Annotated in this window: 22 protein-coding genes, 2 pseudogenes and 1 other annotated feature; all 24 genes and pseudogenes read left to right on the top strand. The window is 59.2% G+C overall.

Annotated elements, in window-relative coordinates; genetic code table 11:
- Positions 1-105, top strand: a pseudogene (locus VEZ38_RS03245) (2-C-methyl-D-erythritol 4-phosphate cytidylyltransferase); the annotation flags it as partial.
- Positions 106-216: 111 nt separating this feature from the next.
- The gene (ispF, locus tag VEZ38_RS03250; protein ID WP_324891934.1) at positions 217-696 is read left to right on the top strand and encodes a 2-C-methyl-D-erythritol 2,4-cyclodiphosphate synthase; all 480 of its coding nucleotides are present in this window, start codon (positions 217-219) and stop codon (positions 694-696) included.
- A gap of 78 nt (positions 697-774) precedes the next feature.
- A complete protein-coding gene (gene gltX, locus VEZ38_RS03255; RefSeq protein WP_324891915.1) occupies positions 775-2,241 on the top strand; it encodes a glutamate--tRNA ligase in 1,467 nt (488 codons plus the stop codon).
- Between the two features lie 840 nt (positions 2,242-3,081).
- Positions 3,082-3,732: pseudogene (gene epsC, locus VEZ38_RS03260) on the top strand (serine O-acetyltransferase EpsC); the annotation flags it as partial.
- 226 nt (positions 3,733-3,958) lie between these two features.
- Positions 3,959-5,401: a cysteine--tRNA ligase gene (cysS, locus tag VEZ38_RS03265; RefSeq protein ID WP_324891917.1), complete on the top strand. Its 1,443-nt coding sequence runs from the start codon at positions 3,959-3,961 to the stop codon at positions 5,399-5,401.
- Positions 5,402-5,417: 16 nt separating this feature from the next.
- Positions 5,418-5,873: a Mini-ribonuclease 3 gene (locus tag VEZ38_RS03270; protein WP_324891919.1), complete on the top strand. Its 456-nt coding sequence runs from the start codon at positions 5,418-5,420 to the stop codon at positions 5,871-5,873.
- Positions 5,866-6,633 (top strand): 23S rRNA (guanosine(2251)-2'-O)-methyltransferase RlmB, encoded by a 768-nt coding sequence (rlmB, locus tag VEZ38_RS03275; RefSeq protein ID WP_324891920.1) that lies wholly within the window; start codon positions 5,866-5,868, stop codon positions 6,631-6,633. The genes VEZ38_RS03270 and rlmB overlap by 8 nt, the downstream gene beginning before the upstream one ends.
- Entirely contained in the window at positions 6,626-7,138 is a 513-nt protein-coding gene (locus VEZ38_RS03280; RefSeq protein WP_324891921.1) for an NYN domain-containing protein, read from the top strand. Before rlmB ends, VEZ38_RS03280 begins: the two co-directional genes overlap by 8 nt.
- Before the next feature lie 119 nt (positions 7,139-7,257).
- Positions 7,258-7,911, top strand: a complete 654-nt coding sequence (gene sigH, locus VEZ38_RS03285; RefSeq protein ID WP_324891922.1) for an RNA polymerase sporulation sigma factor SigH — start codon at positions 7,258-7,260, stop codon at positions 7,909-7,911.
- 301 nt (positions 7,912-8,212) lie between these two features.
- Positions 8,213-8,362 (top strand): 50S ribosomal protein L33, encoded by a 150-nt coding sequence (gene rpmG / locus VEZ38_RS03290; RefSeq protein WP_324891923.1) that lies wholly within the window; start codon positions 8,213-8,215, stop codon positions 8,360-8,362.
- A 15-nt stretch (positions 8,363-8,377) separates the two neighbouring features.
- A complete protein-coding gene (secE, locus tag VEZ38_RS03295; protein WP_324891924.1) occupies positions 8,378-8,590 on the top strand; it encodes a preprotein translocase subunit SecE in 213 nt (70 codons plus the stop codon).
- A 51-nt stretch (positions 8,591-8,641) separates the two neighbouring features.
- Positions 8,642-9,178, top strand: coding sequence for a transcription termination/antitermination protein NusG (gene nusG / locus VEZ38_RS03300; RefSeq protein WP_324891935.1), 537 nt, complete (start codon positions 8,642-8,644; stop codon positions 9,176-9,178).
- Positions 9,179-9,290: 112 nt separating this feature from the next.
- Complete coding sequence (rplK, locus tag VEZ38_RS03305; RefSeq protein WP_138198083.1) at positions 9,291-9,716, top strand: 50S ribosomal protein L11; 426 nt, start codon at positions 9,291-9,293, stop codon at positions 9,714-9,716.
- Between the two features lie 81 nt (positions 9,717-9,797).
- The gene (gene rplA, locus VEZ38_RS03310) at positions 9,798-10,484 is read left to right on the top strand and encodes a 50S ribosomal protein L1 (RefSeq protein WP_324891925.1); all 687 of its coding nucleotides are present in this window, start codon (positions 9,798-9,800) and stop codon (positions 10,482-10,484) included.
- Positions 10,485-10,527: 43 nt separating this feature from the next.
- Positions 10,528-10,700: a sequence feature (ribosomal protein L10 leader region), on the top strand.
- A 39-nt stretch (positions 10,701-10,739) separates the two neighbouring features.
- The gene (rplJ, locus tag VEZ38_RS03315; protein ID WP_324891926.1) at positions 10,740-11,237 is read left to right on the top strand and encodes a 50S ribosomal protein L10; all 498 of its coding nucleotides are present in this window, start codon (positions 10,740-10,742) and stop codon (positions 11,235-11,237) included.
- A 33-nt stretch (positions 11,238-11,270) separates the two neighbouring features.
- Positions 11,271-11,633 (top strand): 50S ribosomal protein L7/L12, encoded by a 363-nt coding sequence (rplL, locus tag VEZ38_RS03320; protein WP_324891927.1) that lies wholly within the window; start codon positions 11,271-11,273, stop codon positions 11,631-11,633.
- A 97-nt stretch (positions 11,634-11,730) separates the two neighbouring features.
- Positions 11,731-12,336 (top strand): class I SAM-dependent methyltransferase, encoded by a 606-nt coding sequence (locus tag VEZ38_RS03325; protein ID WP_324891928.1) that lies wholly within the window; start codon positions 11,731-11,733, stop codon positions 12,334-12,336.
- Positions 12,337-12,755: 419 nt separating this feature from the next.
- Complete coding sequence (rpoB, locus tag VEZ38_RS03330; RefSeq protein WP_324891929.1) at positions 12,756-16,292, top strand: DNA-directed RNA polymerase subunit beta; 3,537 nt, start codon at positions 12,756-12,758, stop codon at positions 16,290-16,292.
- A gap of 50 nt (positions 16,293-16,342) precedes the next feature.
- Entirely contained in the window at positions 16,343-19,963 is a 3,621-nt protein-coding gene (gene rpoC, locus VEZ38_RS03335; protein ID WP_324891930.1) for a DNA-directed RNA polymerase subunit beta', read from the top strand.
- A 179-nt stretch (positions 19,964-20,142) separates the two neighbouring features.
- The gene (locus VEZ38_RS03340; protein WP_324891931.1) at positions 20,143-20,394 is read left to right on the top strand and encodes a ribosomal L7Ae/L30e/S12e/Gadd45 family protein; all 252 of its coding nucleotides are present in this window, start codon (positions 20,143-20,145) and stop codon (positions 20,392-20,394) included.
- Positions 20,395-20,511: 117 nt separating this feature from the next.
- On the top strand, positions 20,512-20,931 hold the full coding sequence (gene rpsL / locus VEZ38_RS03345) for a 30S ribosomal protein S12 (RefSeq protein ID WP_138198074.1): 420 nt from the start codon (positions 20,512-20,514) through the stop codon (positions 20,929-20,931).
- A 145-nt stretch (positions 20,932-21,076) separates the two neighbouring features.
- Positions 21,077-21,547 carry a 30S ribosomal protein S7 gene (gene rpsG / locus VEZ38_RS03350; RefSeq protein WP_138198073.1) on the top strand — a complete coding sequence of 157 codons (471 nt, stop codon included), beginning with the start codon at positions 21,077-21,079 and terminating at the stop codon, positions 21,545-21,547.
- 39 nt (positions 21,548-21,586) lie between these two features.
- Entirely contained in the window at positions 21,587-23,659 is a 2,073-nt protein-coding gene (gene fusA, locus VEZ38_RS03355; protein WP_324891932.1) for an elongation factor G, read from the top strand.
- A 36-nt stretch (positions 23,660-23,695) separates the two neighbouring features.
- Positions 23,696-23,995 (top strand): GTP-binding protein (locus VEZ38_RS03360; RefSeq protein WP_324891933.1); only part of this gene is annotated, 300 nt, incomplete at its 3' end.

A 23,995-nucleotide genomic window follows, 5' to 3' on the forward strand; every position in this document is an offset into this window, starting at 1 on the left:
ACGGACGACGCGTCGCTCGTCGAGCGGCTCGGCGTGCGGGTGAAGCTCGCGGAGGGCGATCTCCGCAACGTGAAGATGACGACGCCGGACGATCTCGAGCTTGCGGAGCGTTGGCTGGGCGAGCGTCGGCTCGGTTCGGAGGCCGCCTCGCAAGCGCCGGCGCCGGGCCGGCGGCGGGACGCGGCGTCGGAAGGCGAGGAAACCGGGGGGACGGCCATGACGATACGGGTAGGACAGGGTTTCGACGTACACGCCTTCGCGGAAGGGCGTCAATGCATCATCGGCGGGGTGAACATTCCGTTCGAGAAGGGGCTTTTAGGCCATTCCGACGCGGACGTGCTGCTGCACGCCGTGGCGGATGCGGTGCTCGGGGCGCTGGGCCTGGGCGACATCGGGAAACATTTTCCGGATACGGATCCTGCGTTCAAAGACGCCGACAGCGTGAAGCTGCTCGAGCATGTTTGGGGGCTTGCGCGGGAGCGGGGCTATGCGCTCGGCAACGCGGATTGCACGGTCATCGCGCAGCGGCCGAAGCTGGCGCCTTATATCGAGGCGATGGGCGCGAATATCGCGCGGGCGCTCGACGCGGCGCCGTCGCAGGTGAACGTGAAAGCGACGACGTCGGAGAAGCTCGGCTTTACGGGCCGGGAGGAAGGCATCGCCGCGCAGGCGGTCGTGCTGCTGACGAAGGCGTAAAGGGCAGGGCTTGCAACGGCGGGATTTGCCGTTATGATTAATCACTAGAGAACCATGGGAAAGGCGTGACCCTATACGATGACCGGCAACGGAACAGTACGCACGCGCTACGCGCCGAGCCCGACGGGGCATCTGCATATCGGCGGCGCGCGCACGGCATTATTCAGTTATTTGTACGCGAGAAATAAGGGCGGCGAATTTATTATCCGCATCGAGGATACGGATCAGACGCGGCATGTCGAGACGGGCATCGACAGCCAGCTGAACGGATTGAAGTGGCTCGGACTCGAGTGGAACGAAAGCGTGGACGTCGGCGGCCCGTACGGCCCGTACCGGCAGCTGGAACGGCTCCCGATTTATAAAGAGTATGCCGATCGGCTGATCGCCGGCGGGCATGCGTACTATTGCTTTTGCTCCGAGGCGGAGCTCGAGGCGGAGCGCGAAGCGCAAGAGGCGCGCGGCGAGATGCCGCGGTACGGCGGGCGCTGCCGCTCGTTGACGCCGGAGCAGGCCGAGGCGTTCCGCGCCGAAGGCCGTCAGCCGACGGTGCGCTTCCGCGTGCCGGCGGACGTGACGTACGCGTTCGACGACGAGGTGCGCGAGCGCGTGGAGTTTCAGTCGAACGACATCGGCGACTGGATTATGGTCCGTCCGGACGGCGTGCCGACGTACAACTTCGCGGTCGTCATCGACGATCATCTGATGAAGATCACCCACGTCGTGCGCGGGGAGGAGCATCTGTCCAATACGCCGCGCCAGCTGATGGTGTACCGCGCGATCGGGGCGGAGCCGCCGAAGTTCGGCCATCTGCCGCTGATTTTGAACCAAGACCGCAAGAAAATGAGCAAGCGCGACGAATCGATCATCCAGTTCATCGAGCAGTATCGCGAGCTCGGCTATTTGCCGGAAGCGATCATGAACTTTATCGTGCTGCTCGGCTGGTCGCCGGGCGGGGAGCAGGAAATTTTCTCGAAGGAGGAGCTGATCGCCCAGTTCGGGCTGGATCGGGTCTCCAAGAGCGGCGCCGTGTTCGACACGGAGAAGCTGAATTGGATGAACAACCACTACCTGCGCGCGGCCGAGCTGGACCGCGTCGTCGATCTGGCGATTCCGCATTTGGTTCGCGCGGGCCGCATTCCGGCGGAGCTGGACGCGGCCGGACGCTCCTGGGTGACGGCGCTCGTGGCGCTGTACGTGGAGCAGCTGCGCTACGCGGCGGAGATCGTCGAGCTGACGGCGATGTTTTTCGACGAGACGCCGGTCGTGGAGGAAGATGCGGCCGCGGTGCTCGCGGAGGAGCAGGTGCCCGCGGTGCTGCGCGCGTTCGCCGAGCAGGTGCGCGCGACGCCGGACGAGGCGTATTCGGCGGATGCGGTGAAGGCGATGCTGAAGACGGTGCAGACGGAAACGGGCTTCAAGGGCAAGCAGCTGTTCATGCCGATCCGCGCGGCGCTCACCGGCCAGACGCACGGCCGCGATTTGAACCAGACGCTGTGGCTGCTCGGCAAGGAAAAGGTGCTCGCGCGGCTGGCGCAGCGGATTTAGTTGGAGTAACTTCGGCGTTCCGGCCGGCGCGCGCGAATCGTCGGAGAAAGTCCGACGATCCGGCGGCTTTGGCGCGGCGGGCGTGAAATAGTCGGAGAAACTCCGACTATCGTGCGGCTTTGGCGCGGCGGGGGCGAAATAGTCGGAGAAACTCCGACTATCTGGCGGCTTTGGCGCGACGGGGGTGAAATCGTCGGAGAAACTCCGACTATCCGGCGGCTTTGGCGCGGCGGGGGCGAAATCGTCGGAGAAACTCCGACTGTGGAGCCGCAGCGGACCGCGGAAGGTTCGAGGGTTGTCAAAGCGGCGACGGGTCGCTATACTACTGGTAATCATATCTAGAGGCTAAGAGCAGGAGAAGTACCTTGGCGCGCGATTCCACAGAGAGGACGGTACCGCTGAAACCCGTCCGTATCGCCCCGAGCGGAAATGCGCCTGTGAGCCGACTCGCCGAACCAGGCAGGAGCGCGACCGCTCCGATGCAGGTAGGCGTGTCCGGGTGGCTCCCGTTAAGAAGCCGAAGAGCGGGTCGATTCGACGAAGCGGAAGTGTGTTGTCAGCACGCATCCGGAAGGCGGACGATCCGAAGCAGAGTGGAACCGCGTAGGTACGAACCCGACGCCTCTGCAGCCGATTTTCGGCTGCGGAGGCGTCTTTTGCGTAATGGGGGCTAGCGCCCGCAGCGAAAGTTTTCGTTACAGCGGCGAAATCGGCGCGAACGCGCGCTGCAACGGAAGTTTTTTCGTTGCAGCGCGCGCCCCCCGCTGTTAAGGGGATTTTGATGCAGCCACAATCACACCAGAAAGGAGGCGACGCGACGTGCGAAAGTGGATCCAAGAGATGCGCTCCGACATTCGCGCCGTGTTCGACAACGATCCCGCCGCCCGCAGCGTGCTGGAGGTCGTGCTGACGTATTCCGGCGTGCACGCCATCTGGGCGCACCGGATCGCGCATGCGCTGTACCGGAAGCGGCTGTACGGCCTCGCGCGCTTCGTCTCGCAGGTCAGCCGTTTCTTTACCGGCATCGAGATCCATCCCGGCGCCCGCATCGGACGGCGGTTGTTTATCGACCATGGGATGGGGGTCGTGATCGGCGAGACGTGCGAGATCGGCGACGACGTCGTGCTGTACCAGGGCGTGACGCTCGGCGGTACCGGCAAGGAGAAAGGGAAGCGGCATCCGACGATCGAGAGCAACGTCGTCGTCGCGTCCGGCGCGAAGGTGCTCGGTTCGTTCACGGTCGGCGAGTATTCGCGCATCGGCGCGAACGCCGTCGTGCTGCAGGAGGTGCCGCCGTACAGCACCGTCGTCGGCATTCCGGGCCGGGTCGTGCGCCGCAACGGGCAGAAGGTCGAAAACAAGCTCGACCACGGCAACATCCCCGACCCGATTCTCGAGCTGCACCGCCAGCTGACCGCCGAACTCGCGGCGCTGCAGGAGCAGGTCGCCCGGCTGCATGACGAGGTGGAGCGGCTCAAAGGGGGGGAGCGGTCGGTAGCGGCGGGCCCCGATGCTGCCGAAGACGCGAAGCGGATGATCACGGGCTTATTCGATACGGAGACGGAGAAAGCGGCGGACGCCCCGGCGGCGAACCCGGCAGCCCAGGCGGAGCCCGGAACCGTGCCCGAAGCCGAGCCCGGGACCGAGAAGCCCAAACGCAAGCCGGAGCACGAACACGCATGAACGCGCAGCGAACAAGGAGAAGGAGTCGAAAACGATGACGAAGCCTGAACAGAGCGCGGCGGCGGCCGAAACGAAAGCGCCCGCGATTTACATTTACGATACGATGGCCCGACGGAAGGAGCGTTTCGAGCCGCTCGTGCCCGGCAAAGTGACGATGTACGTCTGCGGGCCGACGGTGTACGACTTGATCCATATCGGGAACGCGCGGCCGTTGATCTTTTTCGATGTGGTCCATAGATACCTTAAGCAGTTCTACGACGTCACGTACGCGGTCAATTTCACCGACGTCGACGACAAGCTGATCCGCCGCGCGGAGGAGACCGGGCGCGAGGTGCCGGAGCTGGCCGAGCGCAACATCGAGGATTACTTGACGGACGCGAAGACGCTGAAGGCGCTGCCGGCGACGCTGCATCCGCGCGTGACCGAGAACATGCAAGAGATCATCGCGTTTATCGAAGAGCTCGTAACCCGGGGATTCGCGTACGAGAGTGGCGGCGACGTTTATTTCCGCACGGGGACATTCCCCGGCTACGGTAAGCTGTCGCACCAAAATCTCGAAGAACTGCAGTTCGGCAGCCGCATCGCGGTCGACGAACGCAAAGCGTCCCCGCTCGACTTCGTGCTGTGGAAGGCGGCGAAGCCGGGCGAAATTTCCTGGCCGTCCCCGTGGGGCGAAGGCCGTCCGGGCTGGCACATCGAGTGCTCCGCCATGGCGCGCAAGTACCTCGGCGACACGATCGACATTCACGGCGGCGGCATGGATTTGACGTTCCCGCATCACGAATGCGAAATCGCGCAGTCGGAAGCGATCACCGGCAAGCCGTTCGCCCGGTACTGGATGCACAACGCGTTCCTGAACCTGAACAACGAGAAGATGTCCAAGTCGCTCGGCAACGTCGTCAACGCGCGCGAGCTGGCCGCCCGGCATAAGCCGGAGGCGATCCGCTTCCTGATGCTGTCGACGCATTACCGCAATCCGCTCAACTTTACGGAAGAGGGGCTCGAGCAAGCGCGCAACGGCCTCGAGCGCATCGAGAACTGCCGCAGCAACCTCAAGCACCTTCTCGAAAATGCAACCTCCGACGCGCCCGCTCCCGCCGACGTTCTGCAGCGGCTGGACGCGATCCGCGGCGCGTTCCACGCGAAGATGAGTGACGACTTCAATACGCCGGACGCGATTACGGCCGTCTTCGAGCTCGTCGCGGAGGCCAACGCCGCCATGGCCGGCGGCGCGGCGCCGGCGTCGCTGCTGCGCGAAATCGACGGGCTGTTTAAAGAAATGGACGCCGTCTTGGGTATACTGACGGAAGAGGGCGACGATTTGCTGGACGACGACATCGAACGGCTGATCGAAGAGCGGACGGCGGCGCGGAAGGCGCGCGACTTCGCGCGCGCGGACGAAATCCGCGACCTGCTGTCGTCGCTCGGCATCGTGCTCGAGGACACGCCGCAGGGCATCCGATGGAAGCGAAAGTAGGAACGATATGGAGCCGATGAACGGCGAAGTGCAAGGATTTCAATATTTCGCGCCGGCGGAGCGGCCGGGACTGGTCAGTCCGCTGGCGCTCGCGTATTTAGGCGACGCTGTGTACGATTTGTACGTACGCCAATACGTGCTGTCGCAGCCGAGCCGCAGGCCGAATGCGCTGCACCGCGAGACGGCGCGATTCGTCTCCGCCAAGGCACAGGCGAAGGCGGTGCGGCTCCTCGAGCCGGCGCTGACGGAGGAGGAGCGGGACATGCTCCGCCGCGGCCGCAACGCGAAGGCGCATGCCGCGCCGAAAAACACGGATGTGCTCGACTATCGTTATAGCACCGGATTCGAGTGTTTAATAGGGTACTTATATTTATGCCGCCGGTACGAACGGCTCGAGGAGCTGATGCGGATCACGCTCGGCCTCGCGCCCGCGCCGACGTCGGCGGAAGAGGAAGGGATCGACGATGAGTGAGGAAGTGGTGGCCGGACGGCATCCGGTGTTGGAGGCGATTCGTTCGGGGCGGACGATCCATAAGGTGATGTTCGCCGACGCCGTGCAGGGCATCGGGCCGGTGCTCGCCGAGGCGCGCGCGAAGGGCGTCGTGACGCAGCAGGTCGACAAGCGCAAGCTCGATCAAGCGGCGGTCGGCGTGCGCCATCAAGGCATCGTCGCGCTGGTCGCCGAGCGCGATTACGCCGAGATCGACGACTTGTTCGCGGCGGCGGAGGCATCCGGCGAACCGCCGTTGTTCGTGCTGCTCGACGAAATCGAAGACCCGCACAACTTGGGCTCGATTTTGCGAACGGTCGATTGCGCCGGCGCCCACGGGGTCATCGTGCCCAAGCGGCGGTCCGCGGGCCTCACCGCGACCGTGGCCAAGACGTCCGCAGGCGCCATCGAGCACGTCCCGGTCGCGCGGGTGACCAATATGGCGCAGACGATCGACGAGCTGAAGGAGCGCGGCGTGTGGATCGCCGGGGCGGACGGCTCCGCGGAACGGGACGTCTACGCGCAAGATCTAAAGATGCCCCTTGCGTTCGTCATCGGCAACGAGGGACATGGGCTCGGCCGTCTCGTTCGCGAACGGTGCGATTTCCTCGTCAAGGTGCCGATGTTCGGGCGCATCAATTCGCTGAACGCGTCGGTGGCCGCCTCGCTGCTGCTGTACGAAGCGGTCCGACAGCGCCGCGTCGCGGGTTCTCCGGCGGCGGGACGCCGGACGAATGGATGACATTCTCATCGTCGATGGGTACAACGTCATCGGGGCTTGGCCGCATCTGCGGGATCTCCGGGACAACAACCTGGATCAGGCCCGCGATCTCTTGATCGAATCGATCGCCGACTACCAAGGCTTCTCCGGAATGCGCTGCATCGTCGTTTTCGATGCTTATAATGTGCCCGGCCTCGGACGCCAATACAACCTCCGAAAGGTGGAGGTGTATTATACCAAAGAGAAGGAAACGGCGGACGAATGCATCGAGCGGCTCGTCAAACAGCTTGCGCGGCGCCGCCGGCAAATTTACGTGGCGACGTCCGATTTCACCGAGCAGAACGTCGCGTTCGGCAGCGGGGCTTTGCGGTTGTCGGCGCGCGAGCTGCTGGTGAAGGTAAAGCAAAGCGAGAAGGAAGTGGCCGAACGCGTTCGGGAGAAGCCGCTTTCGGAGCGCAACACATTCGATAAGCATCTGAGCGGAGAGCTTCGCACGCTGTTCGAGAAATGGCGGAAAGGCCAGTAAAATAAAGGGTTCTCGGGATTTGGAAGGTTGACGGTTGTCGAAACCATCATGTATACTTGTCTTAACTTTCGAGCGGAATTGTCTCATGTCAAAGCTGCTCTAGTTGGGCCGGAGGGATCATGGTGAGCGTCGACTACAGAGCGTCATTCAAGTCCGAGTACGAACTGATTCCAGACGAAGATGTGGTCGAAGCGGTCCGAGCCGGGAGCAGCGAGGCGTTGGAGCACTTAATCCATAAGTATCGGAACTTCGTTCGCGCGAAAGCGCGATCTTACTTTTTGATCGGGGCCGACCGGGAAGACATCGTCCAAGAGGGCATGATCGGCTTGTACAAGTCGATCCGCGATTTCCGAGGGGACAAGCTTGCGTCCTTCAAAGCGTTCGCCGAGCTGTGCATTACCCGGCAAATCATTACCGCGATCAAAACCGCCACGCGTCAGAAGCATATTCCGTTAAATTCCTACGTTTCGCTGGACAAGCCGATTTACGACGAAGATTCCGATCGGACGCTGCTCGACGTCATCTGCGGCTCTAAGATGTCGGATCCGGAAGAACTGATCATCAATCAAGAAGAATTCAACGGGCTGGAAGACAAGATGGGCGAGATTTTAAGCGATCTCGAACGCCGCGTCCTGATGCTGTATCTGGACGGACGGTCGTATCAAGAAATCGCCGTCGACTTGGATCGCCACGTGAAATCGATCGACAACGCGCTGCAGCGCGTGAAGCGCAAGCTCGAACGCTATCTGGAAGTGCGGAATATCAGTTACTAGGGCGAACCGCGGCTGCCGTCGGTTCGTCTTCGCGTTTTCATAGGGAGTTTCTCTTGGGTGACGGTTTATCGGTTGCGGGTTCTGCCAATACTTGTAGGTATTCGCGAATCGCGCCGGATGCCCGAAGCCCGGAAATCGTTGGATGTCAAGAGTTTTCTTGACACGGCATACCCCCTGTGATAAAGTAGTTCAGGTAGCCCAAAAATATGCTGCTTTTTTTTGTGTGATCTTTTCGAAATTCGGGAAGGTCGCGCGCCAATATCACGCTTCTGTTTAGAAGGCTAGTCCAGGAGGTGTCCACATGCGGGTAATCGTTACATTGGCTTGCACGGATTGCAAACATCGGAATTACACGACTTCGAAGAACAAGCGCTCTCATCCGGACCGCATCGAGTTGAAGAAGTTCTGCCCGAACTGCAATTCCCATAAGGCGCATCGCGAGACGCGGTAATTGGAGGTGCTGTAGTTGGCTTTCTTAGCTCGATTGAAGCAAAGCTTCGGTTCGACCTTTTCGTTCTTCGGCGAGGCGTTCGCCGAACTGAAGAAAGTAAAGTGGCCGACACGCAAGGAATTGATCAGTTACACACTTGTCGTCCTGTTCGCCTGCATCTTCGTGACGGTCTATTTCTACGTTTTGGACTTCGGGATTTCCAACGTAATCCGCGCGATTTTGGAATAACAAATCGATTCCGGTGGTGACCCGAACATGATGGAGAAAGCCGCTCCGAACATGGAGAAAAGATGGTACGTCGTTCACACGTACTCCGGGTATGAGAACAAGGTGAAAGCCAACCTGGAGAAGCGCGTCGAATCGATGGAAATGCAGGACAAAATTTTTCGCGTGCTCGTTCCGACGGAAGAGGAAGTCGTTACGAAGGACGGCAAGCGGAAGACGGTGACGCGCAAGGTGTACCCGGGGTACGTCATGGTGGAGATGATCCAGACGGACGACTCGTGGTACGTGGTGCGCAACACTCCTGGGGTGACGGGATTCGTCGGCTCTACCGGTTCCGGCTCCAAGCCGATACCGTTAATGCCTGAAGAGGCGGAAGCGATATTAAAGCATATGGGCATGGAAGAGGCGCCGCGCGTAACGCACGATTTCGAATTGAAAGAGTCCGTCCGCGTGAAAGTGGGTCCGTTCGCGAACTTCGTCGGCTCGATCGAAGAGATCTTGACGGACAAGGGCAAGCTGAAGGTCCACGTGAATATGTTCGGTAGAGAAACGCCCTTGGAACTGGACTACGCCCAGGTGGAGAAGATTTAATTATCGACACTCCCGGCGGCGTTGGCGAGCAAGGAACCGCATCACCCTGGCAAGGAAGCAATCGCAGATTGCGGCAAGGTAGGCATCACCCTGGCAAGGAGGTGGAACAACAATGGCAAAAAAGGTCATCAAAATGGTGAAACTGCAGGTTCCTGCAGGCAAAGCGAATCCGGCGCCGCCGATCGGTCCGGCACTCGGTCAAGCAGGCGTCAACATCATGGCGTTCTGTAAGGAATTCAACGCGCGCACCGCGGATCAAGCAGGTTTGATCATTCCGGTCGTCATCACCGTATTCGAGGATCGCTCCTTCACGTTCGAGACGAAGACGCCTCCGGCCGCCGTACTGCTTCGCGTAGCGGCAGGCATCGAGAAGGGTTCTGGCGAACCGAACAAGAAGAAGGTCGCGACGGTCAAGCGCGCGAAGGTGCGCGAGATCGCCGAGCAGAAGATGCCTGACCTGAACGCAGCGTCCGTGGAAGCGGCGATGCTGATGGTCGAAGGTACGGCTCGCAGCATGGGCATCGTCGTCGAAGACTGATCCCGTGTTCTACGGAACCGTAACGGTTCCGCATCCAGTGGGAGGATATTCCGCTAATACCACGCAGGGAGGAAAACCATTATGCCAGGCAAGAAATATCAAGAGGCTGCCAAGTTGATCGACAGGGAAGCCGTTTACGAGCCGGATCAAGCGATCGCGCTCGTAAAGCAAACCGCGAAAGCGAAATTCGACGAAACCGTCGAAGTCGCCGTCCGTCTGGGCGTCGACCCGAGAAAGCAAGACCAAGCCGTCCGCGGCGTCGTCGTGCTCCCGCACGGCACGGGTAAGACGAAGCGCGTCCTCGTCTTCGCGAAAGGCGACAAAGCAAGAGAAGCGGAAGCGGCAGGAGCCGATTTCGTAGGCGATCAAGACATGATCAACCGGATCCAGCAGGGCTGGTTCGACTTCGACGTCTGCGTGGCTACGCCGGACATGATGAGCGAAGTCGGTAAACTCGGCCGGATTCTCGGCGGTAAAGGTCTTATGCCGAACCCGAAGGCGGGCACCGTTACGTTCGACGTAACGAAGGCCGTTCAGGAAATCAAAGCGGGTAAAATCGAGTATCGCCTCGACAAAGCCGGACAAATCCACGCGCCGATCGGCAAAGCATCGTTCGATGCCGAGAAGCTCGTCGAAAACCTCCGTGCGCTTGTAGACGCGTTGAACCGCGCGAAGCCTGCGTCCGCGAAGGGCGTATACTTGAAGAGCATCGCCGTATCGTCCACGATGGGCCCGAGCGCTCGCGTGAACGCAGCGACGTACCGCTAATCAAGAGCGCGCGAAGCGAATCGGGAACGACTTCCCGGTTACCTAAACTTGAATAAACCAACCGTAGACAGCAGGCGCCGAGCAAATCGGCTTAATCTCCTGCCGAGGTGTTATGATACGACTTTCCGGGCTGAGCCGCGCCGTCCGGGCGCGGACGGCTCCCCGAACGTCCTCATGCAGCCTTCGTGTCTACGGAGGCTGTTCTCGTTTACCCTGCTCGTTCTACGTTCACATTCTTACAGGAGGTGTCACCCCATGCCTAACGCAAAAGTGTTAGCCGAGAAGCAGCAACTCGTCAGCGAGGTGGCGGAGAAGCTCCGCAACAGCGCGTGCACGGTTGTCGCCGATTACCGCGGACTTACGGTCGCGCAATCGACGGAACTGCGCAAGCAGCTCCGCGAAGCCGGCGTCGAGTTCCAAGTCATCAAGAACACGCTCACTCGCCGCGCGACGGCCGCTACGGAGCTTTCGGAGCTCGACGAGCACCTGACGGGTCCGTCGGCGATCGCGTTCAGCTCGGATATTATCGCTCCGGCGAAAATCCTGAGCAACTTCGCGAAGAAGAACGACGCGCTCAAAGTCAAAGGCGGCGTCGTAGAAGGCAAAGTCGTCGACGCAGCGCAAATCAAGGCGCTCGCGGATCTGCCGTCCCGCGAAGGGATGCTGTCCATGTTGCTCAGCGTGCTTCAAGCGCCGATGCGCAACTTCGCCCTTGCGGTTAAAGCGGTCGGAGAACAGAAAGAACAAGCGTAAGACAAACCATAAATTAATTGGAGGGTTATCCCAATGAGCAAAGAGCAAATCATTGAAGCCATTAAAGGCATGACCGTTCTCGAACTGAACGATCTCGTGAAAGCAATCGAAGAAGAATTCGGCGTAACTGCAGCGGCTCCGGTCGTTATGGGCGGCGGCGCAGCCGTCGAAGCCGTAGCCGAGCAAACGGAATTCGACGTTATCCTTCAAAGCGCTGGCGCTTCGAAGATCAACGTGATCAAAGTCGTTCGCGAAATCACGGGCCTTGGCCTCAAAGAAGCCAAAGAAGTGGTCGACAACGCGCCGAAGGCGATCAAAGAAAAGATCTCCCGCGAAGACGCGGACAAGATCAAAGCACAGCTCGAAGAGGCTGGCGCTTCCGTAGAAGTGAAGTAATAGAAAGCCTGACGGCTTAGAGACCCCTTGCGAGTGCGAATCGCGCGCGCAGGGGGTTTTGCTTCAAGCAAGACATTCGTGGAAGGAGCCCGTCCCGATGAGCGACCATTATTATTCGAAAACGCCGACGACCCCGTCGCAGCGCCAGACGATCGACGCGACGCTGCGCGGCCAGCCGGTTCGGTTCGTCACCGAGGCGGGCGTCTTCTCGAAGCGCGAAGTAGATTTCGGCAGCCGCCTCTTGATCGAGACGATGATCGTGCCCCGCGATGCGGACGTGCTGGACGTCGGCTGCGGCTATGGACCGATCGGACTCGTCGCGGCGAGACTCGCTGCGGAGGGTACGGTTACGATGGTGGATGTGAACGAGCGCGCGGTCAATGTCGCGAAGGAGAACGCGGAGCGGCTCGGCGTAAAGAATGTCCGAATTTTGCAAAGCGACTTATTCGAAGCGCTGCCTCAAGACGCGACGTTCGACGTCGTCCTGACGAATCCGCCGATCCGGGCCGGGAAGTCGGTCGTGCATCGCATTTTCGAAGGGGCGTATGAACGGTTGCGGAGCGGCGGCTCGCTGTGGGTCGTGATTCAGAAGAAGCAAGGCGCGCCGTCGGCGTTCGAGAAGTTGGAGACGTTGTTTGGCGATGTACGTGAGGAGACGAAAGAGAAGGGGTATCGCATCTTCCGCGCCATAAAACAGAATTGACGATTTGTCAACGCCTTTTTGTTGACTTCATATGTTCCGTATGGTAGCATTAGAAAATGTCAGCATTAAAATGCCTAATCTGTCTTTAGTGCGGTAAAATGTCAAGAAGTTTTTTTGCAACATGAACGACAACGAAAAAATATCCTCGAAATTTCACGTCTTGACGTATATTGCCAAAGATTTCCGACTACGATACATGATATGGACTTTTTGCAGCTACCGTTACGATTGCTAGCCGGCGCCGCTCGGTATGGCCGGTCGCGTTTTCGCGCGGCGGGGCTCTTTTTTTCTCTTTTTCCATTCCGTTACCCAATAAGAGACGCATTTCGTAACGCGCCTCTTGTTTCAATTTTGCTTTCTTTACCCGCTGTTCATTGCTTCGAATCGGTAGTCCAGTAGACATGAGGGGTGAACGTAAGTTGGCAGGACATGTGGTGCAACTCGGTCGTCGTGAACGTAGAAGCTACGCTCGCATCAAGGAAGTTTTGGGAATCCCGAACCTCATCGAAATCCAACAGAAGTCGTACGAAAGTTTCTTGGAGACGGGTCTTCGCGAATTGCTGCAGGACATCTCGCCGATCCAGGACTTTACGGGCAATTTGTCGTTGGAATTCATCGACTACAGCCTCGGAGAGCCGAAATATTCGGTCGACGAGTCGAAGGAACGCGACGTCACGTACGCCGCGCCGCTTCGCGTCAAGGTTCGTCTCATCAACAAAGAAACGGGCGAAGTGAAGGAACAGGAAGTCTTTATGGGCGACTTCCCGCTCATGACGGAAACCGGCACGTTCATTATTAACGGCGCGGAGCGGGTTATCGTCAGCCAGCTCGTCCGCAGCCCGAGCGTCTACTTCAGCAAGAAGTTGGACAAGAACGGCAAGAAGAACTATACGGCCACAGTGATCCCGAATCGCGGCGCATGGCTGGAGCTCGAGACGGACATGAAGGACATCGTATACGTCCGGATCGACCGCACGCGGAAAATTCCGGTGACGGTGCTTTTGCGCGCGCTCGGCTTCGGCACGGATGCCGAAATCATCGACTTGCTCGGGGACAACGAATATATTCGCAATACGCTCGAGAAGGACAATACGGATTCGACCGAGAAGGCGCTGATCGAAATTTACGAGCGTCTCCGTCCCGGCGAGCCGCCGACGCTCGAGAACGCGCGCAACCTGCTCATCGCGCGCTTCTTCGATCCGAAGCGGTACGACCTCGCGAACGTCGGCCGTTACAAGATTAATAAGAAGCTTCATATCAAGAACCGCTTGTTTAACCAGCGGCTCGCGGAATCGTTGATCGATTTCGAAACCGGCGAAATTATCGCCGAGGCGGGACAGATGCTCGATCGCCGCCTGCTCGACGAAGTGCTTCCGTATCTCGAGAAGGGCATCGGGCGCGCCGAGTACCGCGTCGCGTCGGGCCTGACCGAAGACGAGAGCATTCCGCTGCAGACGATTTCGATTTTCTCGCCGGTCGAGGACGCGAAAGTCGTCAAAGTCATCGGGAACGCGAACGTCGACAAGAATGTGAAGAACATTACGCCGGCGGACATTATCGCATCGATCAACTACTTCATGAATTTGCTATACGGCGTAGGGAGCACGGACGACATCGACCACCTGGGCAACCGTCGTCTGCGCTCGGTCGGCGAGCTGCTGCAAAACCAGTTCCGGATCGGATTGTCCCGGATGGAGCGCGTCGTGCGCGAGCGCATGTCGATTCAGGACGCGAACGTCATTACGCCGCAGGCGCTCATCAACATTCGCCCGGTCATCGCGTCGATTAAGGAGTTCTTCGGCAGCTCCCAGCTGTCGCAGTTCATGGACCAGACGAATCCGCTCGCGGAGCTGACGCATAAGCGTCGTCTGTCCGCGCTCGGACCGGGCGGTCTGACGCGGGAGCGCGCGGGCTTCGAGGTCCGCGACGTCCACCACTCGCACTATGGCCGGATGTGCCCGATCGAGACGCCGGAAGGTCCGAACATCGGTCTGATCAACTCGCTCTCGACGTTCGCCCGCATCAACGAGTACGGCTTCATCGAGACGCCGTACCGCTGGGTCGACCCGAAGACCGGCGTCGTGACCGATCAAATTCAGTATATGACGGCGGACGAAGAGGATAACTACGTTATCGCGCAGGCGAACGCGGAATTGAACGAAGACGGCACGTTCGCGAACGATTCCTTGATCGTTCGTTACAAGGACGAGAACTTGATTCTTCCGAAGGATCGCGTCGACTACATGGACGTCTCGCCGAAGCAGGTCGTTTCGGTCGCGACGGCGCTCATCCCGTTCCTTGAGAACGACGACTCGAACCGCGCGCTCATGGGTTCGAACATGCAGCGCCAGGCGGTGCCGCTGCTCATTCCGAAGGCGCCGCTCGTCGGCACGGGCATGGAGCATAAATCCGCGAAGGATTCCGGCGTGTGCATCGTCTCGAAGTATAACGGCGTCATCGAGCGCGCTTCGGCGAACGAGATTTGGCTCCGCCGCCAAGAGACGGTCGACGGCAAGCTGGTGAACGGCGACTTGGTGAAGTATAAGCTTCACAAATTCATCCGTTCGAACCAGGGTACTTGCATCAACCAGCGTCCGATCGTGAAGAACGGCGACGTCGTGCGGGCGGGCGATATTCTCGCGGACGGCCCGTCGACGGAAATGGGCGAGCTCGCGCTCGGCCGCAACGTCGTCGTCGCGTTCATGACGTGGGAAGGCTACAACTACGAGGATGCGATTCTTCTGAGCGAGAAACTCGTGAAAGAAGACGTATATACCTCGATTCATATCGAAGAATACGAGTCCGAAGCGCGCGATACGAAGCTCGGGCCGGAAGAAATCACGCGCGACATTCCGAACGTCGGCGAAGACGCGCTGAAGAACCTCGACGAGCGCGGCATCATTCGCGTCGGCGCGGAGATCGGCGCGGGCGACATTCTCGTCGGCAAAGTGACGCCGAAGGGCGTCACCGAGCTGACGGCGGAAGAGCGGCTCCTGCACGCGATCTTCGGCGAGAAGGCGCGCGAAGTGCGCGATACGTCGCTGCGCGTGCCGCACGGCACCGACGGCATCGTCGTCGACGTGAAGGTATTCACGCGGGAGAACGGCGACGAGCTGCCGCCGGGCGTGAATCAGTTGGTCCGCGTTTACATCGCGCAGAAACGGAAAATTTCCGAGGGCGACAAGATGGCCGGACGCCATGGCAACAAGGGCGTTATCGCGCGCATCCTTCCGGAGGAAGACATGCCGTTCCTGCCGGACGGCACCCCGGTCGAGGTCGTATTGAATCCGCTGGGCGTACCGTCCCGGATGAACATCGGTCAGGTGCTCGAGGTTCACCTCGGCATGGCCGCGAAGTCGCTCGGCATTCATGTGGCGACGCCGGTATTCGACGGCGCGCGCGAATACGACGTCTTCGATACGATGGAAGAAGCGGGCATGCAGCGCAACGGCAAGACGAAGCTGTACGACGGCCGGACGGGCGATTTGTTCGAGCGCGAGGTTACGGTCGGCGTTATGTATATGATCAAGCTGGCGCACATGGTCGACGATAAAATCCATGCGCGCTCCACAGGTCCGTACTCGCTCGTTACGCAGCAGCCGCTCGGCGGCAAGGCGCAGTTCGGCGGCCAGCGCTTCGGCGAGATGGAAGTGTGGGCGCTCGAGGCCTATGGCGCGGCGTATACGCTGCAAGAGATTTTGACCGTCAAATCCGACGACGTCGTCGGACGCGTGAAGACGTACGAGTCGATCGTCAAGGGCGAGAACGTGCCGGAGCCGGGCGTCCCGGAATCGTTCAAAGTGTTGATCAAGGAGCTCCAGAGCTTGGGCATGGACGTGAAGATTTTGTCGGAGAACGAAGAGGAAATCGAGATGAAAGAATTCGACGACGACGAGGACGTGTCCAACGACAAGCTGAACCTGAATCTCGAAGGATCCGAAGTCGGCATCGAGTAAGCCGCGAAGCCGCCAGAAAGCATCGATAATAGAACAGGGAGGGTTGCTCCTTGATGGATGTCAACAACTTTGAGTTTATGAAAATCGGGCTCGCCTCCCCGGATAAAATCCGTTCGTGGTCCCGGGGCGAGGTTAAGAAGCCCGAGACGATCAACTATCGAACGTTGAAGCCGGAGAAGGAAGGGTTGTTCTGCGAGAAGATTTTCGGACCGCAGAAGGACTGGGAGTGCCATTGCGGCAAGTATAAGCGCGTACGTTATAAAGGCGTAGTGTGCGATCGCTGCGGCGTCGAAGTGACGCGGCAGAAAGTGCGCCGCGAGCGGATGGGCCATATCGAGCTCGCCGCTCCCGTCTCTCATATTTGGTATTTCAAAGGAATCCCGAGCCGGATGGGACTCGCGCTCGATATGTCTCCGCGTTCCTTGGAGGAGATTATCTACTTCGCGTCCTACGTCGTGACGGATCCGGGCGACACGCCGCTCGAGAAGAAGCAGCTGCTTTCCGAGAAGGAATACCGCAGCTATCGCGAGAAGTACGGCTATGCGTTCCAAGCCGGCATGGGCGCCGAAGCGGTGAAGCGGCTCCTTCAAGACATCGACCTCGTCAAAGAAGTCGATGCGCTGAAGGAAGAGCTCAAGACCGCGCAAGGCCAGCGCCGGAATCGCGCGATCAAGCGCCTTGAGGTGCTTGAGGCGTTCCGGAATTCGGGAAACGAGCCGGATTGGATGATCATGGACGTGCTGCCGGTCATCCCGCCGGAGCTTCGCCCGATGGTGCAGCTCGACGGCGGCCGCTTCGCGACCTCCGACTTGAACGATCTGTACCGCCGCGTCATTAACCGGAATAACCGTCTGAAGCGTCTGCTAGACTTGGGCGCGCCGGACATTATCGTGCAAAACGAGAAGCGCATGCTCCAAGAAGCCGTGGACGCGCTCATCGACAACGGCCGCCGCGGCCGTCCGGTCACCGGACCGGGCAACCGTCCGCTGAAGTCGCTGTCGCACATGCTGAAGGGCAAGCAAGGCCGCTTCCGGCAAAACCTGCTCGGCAAGCGCGTCGACTATTCCGGCCGTTCCGTTATCGTCGTCGGGCCGTCGCTGAAGATGTACCAGTGCGGTCTGCCGAAGGAGATGGCGCTCGAGTTATTCAAGCCGTTCGTCATGAAGGAGCTTGTCAACAAGGGTCTCGCGCACAACATCAAGAGTGCGAAGCGCAAAGTCGAACGCGTATCGCCGGAAGTATGGGACGTGCTCGAGGAAGTCATTAAGGAGCATCCGGTGCTGCTGAACCGCGCGCCGACGCTTCACCGCCTCGGCATCCAAGCGTTCGAGCCGATTCTCGTCGAGGGCCGCGCGATCAAGCTGCATCCGCTCGTCTGTACGGCGTACAACGCCGACTTCGACGGCGACCAGATGGCCGTACACGTGCCGCTGTCCGCGGAAGCGCAAGCGGAAGCCCGCATCTTGATGCTCGCTTCCGGCAACATCTTGAACCCGAAGGACGGCAAGCCGGTCGTCACGCCTTCGCAGGACATGGTGTTGGGCTCGTATTATTTGACGCTCGACAACGTGGAGTCTCAAGGCACGGGCATGATTTTCCGGAACATGCACGAAGTCGTCTCCGCGTACCAACGCGGCGCCGTCTCGCTCCATGCGCGCGTAGCGATCCCGGTCAAGGCGCTTAATAAGACGTCGTTTACGGAAGAGCAGCAGAAGGCGCTTCTGATTACGAACGTCGGGAAAATCATTTTCAATGAGATCTTTCCTGCGGACTTCCCGTATATCAACGAACCGACGAAATCGAACCTGTTGAACGGGGTTTCCGATCACTACTTTATTTACGAGAAGGGCGCTAACGTTCGCGAGTTGATCCGGAACACGCCTTTCAAAGGCGCAGTAGGCAAAGACTATCTCGGCGCGATTATTGCGGAGTGTTTCCGCAAATATCACACGACGCAGACGTCCGTCATTCTCGACAATATCAAGCAGCTCGGCTTCACGTATTCGACGCGCGCGGGCATTACGATCGCCGTCGCGGACGTGAACGTGCCGCAAGAGAAAGCGCGAATTCTCGCCGAGTCCGAAGAGAAAGTTCGCGTCGTTACGAATCAGTATCGCCGCGGTTTGATTACGGACGAAGAGCGCTACGACCGCGTCATCTCGATCTGGTCGAAGGCGAAGGACGAATTGACCGACATCCTGATGAAGTCGCTCGACAAGTTCAACTCGATTTCCATGATGGTCGACTCCAAAGCGCGCGGCAACAAGTCGCAGATTACGCAGCTCGGCGGCATGCGCGGCCTGATGGCCAATCCGTCCGGCCGGATCATCGAGCTCCCGATCAAGTCGAACTTCCGCGAAGGCCTGACCGTCCTCGAGTACTTTATCTCGACGCACGGCGCGCGGAAGGGTCTCGCCGATACGGCGCTGCGGACGGCCGATTCCGGCTACCTGACCCGTCGTCTCGTCGACGTCGCGCAGGACGTCATCGTTCGCGAGGACGATTGCGGCACCGATAAAGGCTTCATCGTCGGCAAAATTCAGGACGGTAAAGAAGTCATCGAGGATTTGTACGACCGGATCGAAGGCCGTTATGCGTTCGAGACGGTGCGTCACCCGGAGACCGGCGAAGTGATCGTAGGTCGAAACCAGCTGATTCGCGACGCGGAGGCGAATGCGATCATTGCGGCGGGCGTCGAGAAGCTGCAAATTCGTTCGGTGCTCTCGTGCCGCACGCGCCACGGCGTCTGCAAGAAGTGCTACGGCCGGAACTTGGCGACCGGCGCCTTCGTCGAAATCGGCGAAGCGGTCGGCATCATCGCCGCGCAGTCGATCGGCGAGCCGGGCACGCAGCTCACGATGCGTACGTTCCACACGGGCGGCGTCGCGGGCGACGACATCACGCAAGGTTTGCCGCGGATTCAGGAGCTTTTCGAAGCGCGGAACCCGAAGGGCCAAGCGATTATTTCGGAGATCGACGGCGTCGTGAAGGAAATTCGCGAGGCGAAGGACCGCCGCGAGATCGAAGTGTCCGGCGAAGCGGAATCGAAGACGTATTCCGTCACGTACGGCTCGCGCATCCGCGTTACGGTCGGTCAGTCGATCGAGGCGGGCGACGAGTTGACGGACGGCTCGATCGACCCGAAAGAGATGCTGCGCATCAAGGGCATTCGGGGCGTGCAGAACTATATCCTTCAGGAAGTTCAGCGCGTATACCGGAACCAGGGCGTAGAAATCAACGACAAGCACGTAGAAGTCATGATTCGTCAGATGCTGCGGAAAATCCGCATCGTCGACGCGGGCGACACGACGTTGCTGCCGGGCTCGTTCGTGGATATTCACGAGTACGAGGAAGCGAACCGCGTCGCGCTCATGAACGATAAAGAGCCGGCTGTGGCGCGCCCCGTCCTGCTCGGCATCACGAAGGCGTCGCTCGAGACGGACTCGTTCCTCTCCGCCGCTTCTTTCCAGGAGACGACGCGCGTATTGACCGACGCGGCCATCAAGGGCAAGGTCGATCAGCTGCTCGGACTCAAGGAGAACGTCATTATCGGCAAGCTGATTCCGGCCGGTACGGGCATGGCCCGCTATCGGGGCATTCGGGTCGTGGACCCGAACGCGCCGGAGGAAGAAGTCGAAGGAGCGGCGACGGAGCCCGTCGCCGTAGAGTAACCGCGGACTACAGCACCCGCAGCGCGGCAGGTCGACTCGTTCGGCCTGCCGTTGCGCGGCGCGGCGGTCGCATAAGGGATTCGACCTTGACATGGGCTATATCCCGGTGATAATATATCGTAGTGTGCGAAAAATGGTCCCGTCTTATTGCGAGATGTTCTTTGGAGGATATTTTAATAATGTCTTATGATGAAGAACTGCGCGGTAAGCAACTGCGCATCGGCACCAAACAAACCACGAAAGCGGTAGAGCTCGGTTCGGCCGCCAAGGTGTTTGTTGCAAGGGACGCAGATCCGAAGCTGACGAGCAAAATTGTTACGCTAGCGAAGAAGATGAGCGTTGAGGTAGCTTACGTCGATACCATGAAGCTGCTTGGGAAAGCTTGCGGAATCGAGGTCGGCGCCGCAATGGCCGCTATAGTGAATGAATGATCCATGTTTTTGTCTCGGGCATCCGAAACAAAGACATTCTCTTTTGTTCACGAATGACTCACCTGGATCTGTGGACTTCATATTAGCTTTACAATCGTATTGAAGGAGGTGCAACTCATGCCAACAATCAACCAGCTCGTACGGAAAGGCCGCAAGGCGAAGGTCGTAAAATCGAAGTCGCCTGCTCTGCAAAAAGGTTACAACGCGCTGCGCCGCGAAGAGACGGATCTTAGCGCTCCGCAAAAGCGCGGCGTCTGCACGCGTGTCGGCACGATGACGCCGAAGAAGCCGAACTCGGCGCTTCGGAAATACGCCCGCGTACGCTTGACGAACAAGGTCGAGGTTACCGCCTACATCGGCGGCATCGGCCATAACCTGCAAGAGCACAGCGTCGTTCTCGTTCGCGGCGGTCGTGTAAAGGACCTTCCGGGTGTCCGTTACCACATCGTTCGCGGCGCGCTCGATACGGCCGGCGTCAACAACCGGATGCAAGCTCGTTCCAAATACGGCACGAAGCGTCCGAAAGCGAAGAAGTAAGATCGGCGATACTATGCATTACCCGCAAGCGGGCTCGTCCGCGGAAGCGGAAGAAATCTTGCGAGATCAGAGACGCAACCCAAGGAGAAATCCTACTGATCTCTCTAAATCTTAGGAATGAATTGGTTGCGAAAGGGGGATAACTATGCCACGTAAAGGTCCAGTTCCGAAGCGCGATGTGCTTCCGGATCCGATTTATAACAGCAAGTTGGTAACTCGTCTCATCAACCGAATCATGATCGACGGTAAGCGCGGGGTCGCCCAGACGATCCTGTACGATGCGTTCGAATTGATTCGTCAACGTACGGGCAACGAGCCGATGGAAGTCTTCGAGGCGGCGATCAAGAACATCATGCCGGTGCTCGAAGTCAAGGCTCGCCGCGTCGGCGGCGCGAACTACCAAGTTCCGATCGAAGTGAAGCCGGAGCGCCGCACTTCGTTAGGTCTTCGTTGGTTGGTCAACTACTCGCGGAACCGCGGGGAGAAGACGATGACGGAGCGGCTTGCCGCGGAAATCATCGACGCCAGCAACAACACGGGCGCATCGGTCAAGAAGCGCGAAGATACGCACAAGATGGCCGAAGCGAACAAGGCGTTCGCCCACTACCGTTGGTAATTCCTTATACGAAATTAGGATAGAAGGGAGAGCATACGAATGCCAAGAGCGTTCTCATTGCAGAACACGCGCAACATCGGCATCATGGCCCACATCGACGCGGGCAAGACGACGACGACCGAGCGCATTTTGTTCTTTACCGGACGCGTCCATAAGATCGGCGAAGTGCATGAAGGCGCCGCGACGATGGACTGGATGGAACAAGAGCAAGAGCGCGGCATCACGATCACGTCGGCCGCGACGACGGCGCAGTGGAAGGGTCATCGCGTCAACATCATCGATACGCCCGGACACGTAGACTTCACGGTCGAAGTCGAGCGTTCCCTGCGCGTGCTCGACGGCGCGGTTGCGGTATTCTCCGCGAAAGAAGGCGTGGAGCCGCAGTCCGAGACCGTATGGCGCCAAGCGGACCGCTACGGCGTACCGCGAATCGCATACGTCAACAAGATGGACATCATCGGCGCCGACTTCTTGAACGCGGTCCAGTCGATGAGAGATCGTCTCGGCGCGAACGCGGTTCCGATTCAGCTGCCGATGGGCGCTGAGGCGGACTACGTAGGTTACATCGACCTGATCGGGAACGTTGCCTACCGTTTCACCGACGATATGGGCAGCCTGGAGCAAATGGCCGAAATCCCAGCCGAGTACAAGGCGCAAGCCGAAGAGCTCCGCAACCAAGCGATCGAAAAAATCGCCGAGCTTGACGAAGAGTTGACGATGAAGTACCTCGAAGGCGAAGAAATTTCCGTCGACGAACTGAAGGCCGCTCTCCGCAAAGGCACAGTAGCCGTAAAGATTTTCCCGGTAATCGCGGGTTCATCTTATAAGAACAAAGGCGTTCAGCCGATGCTCGACGCGGTCATCGACTACCTGCCCGCTCCTACGGACGTTCCGGATATCCGCGGCGTTCTGGAAGACGGCACGGAAGTCGTTCGGAAATCTTCGGATTCCGAGCCGTTCTCGGCGCTGGCATTCAAGATTATGACGGACCCGTATGTCGGCCGTCTGACGTTCTTCCGCGTATATTCCGGCGTCCTGAATTCCGGTTCGTACGTATTGAACGCGACGAAAGGCAAACGCGAACGGATCGGCCGTATTCTGCAGATGCACGCGAACTCTCGCGAAGAGATTCAAGAAGTGTACGCGGGCGACATTGCAGCTGCGGTCGGACTCAAGGACACGATTACGGGCGATACGCTCTCGGATGAGAAGAACCCGGTAATCCTCGAGTCCATGAACTTCCCGGAGCCGGTTATCTCGATCGCCGTCGAGCCGAAGTCCAAAGCGGACCAAGACAAGATGGGCGTCGCGCTCACCAAGCTTGCGGAAGAAGATCCGACGTTCCGTTATTACACGGACGAAGAGACGGGCCAGACGATCATCCAGGGGATGGGCGAGCTTCACCTCGAGATCATCGTCGACCGGATGAAGCGCGAATTCAAGGTGGAGACGAACGTCGGCAAGCCGCAGGTCGCTTACCGCGAGACGTTCCGCGTTCCGGCGAAGGTCGAAGGCAAGTTCGTTCGACAGTCCGGCGGCCGCGGCCAGTACGGCCACTGCTGGATCGAATTCGAGCCGCTTGAGCCGGGTTCGGGCTTCGTGTTCGAAAACAAGGTTGTCGGCGGCGTCGTTCCGCGCGAATACATCCCAGCTGTACAAAACGGTATCGAAGAGTCGATGAAGAACGGCGTCTTGGCCGGCTTCCCGCTCGTAGATATCAAAGCGACGATCGTCGATGGTTCGTACCACGACGTCGACTCCAACGAGATGGCGTTCAAAATCGCCGGCTCGATGGCGCTGAAGGCAGCGAAAGACAAGTGTAAGCCGGTTCTGCTCGAGCCGATCATGAAAGTCGAAGTTACGGTTCCGGAAGAGTACATGGGCGACGTTATGGGCGACCTGAACTCTCGCCGCGGTCGGATCGAGGGTATGGATAATCGCGCAGGCGCGCAAATTATCCGCTCCAAAGTTCCGCTCTCCGAGATGTTCGGTTACTCGACTACGCTTCGTTCCCGTACGCAAGGTCGCGGCGTGTTCGCGATGGAACTGTCCCACTATGAAGAAGTGCCTAAATCTATCGCGGATGAGATCATCTCGAAGAAGGGCGCCTAATTATAATTCTTTTTCTCTAAGGAGGAAGACTTTCCAATGGCAAAGGCAAAATTTGAACGCAATAAGCCGCACGTAAACATCGGTACGATCGGACACGTCGACCACGGCAAAACGACGTTGACGGCAGCAATCACTACGGTATTGTCCAAGAAGTACGGCGGCGCTGCCGTAGCGTTCGACCAAATCGACAAAGCGCCGGAAGAGCGCGAGCGCGGTATCACGATCTCGACGGCACACGTCGAGTACGAGACGCCGAACCGTCACTACGCTCACGTTGACTGCCCGGGACACGCCGACTACGTTAAGAACATGATCACGGGTGCCGCTCAGATGGAC

Source organism: Paenibacillus sp., from assembly GCF_035645235.1.
Lineage (GTDB): Bacteria > Bacillota > Bacilli > Paenibacillales > YIM-B00363 > Paenibacillus_AE.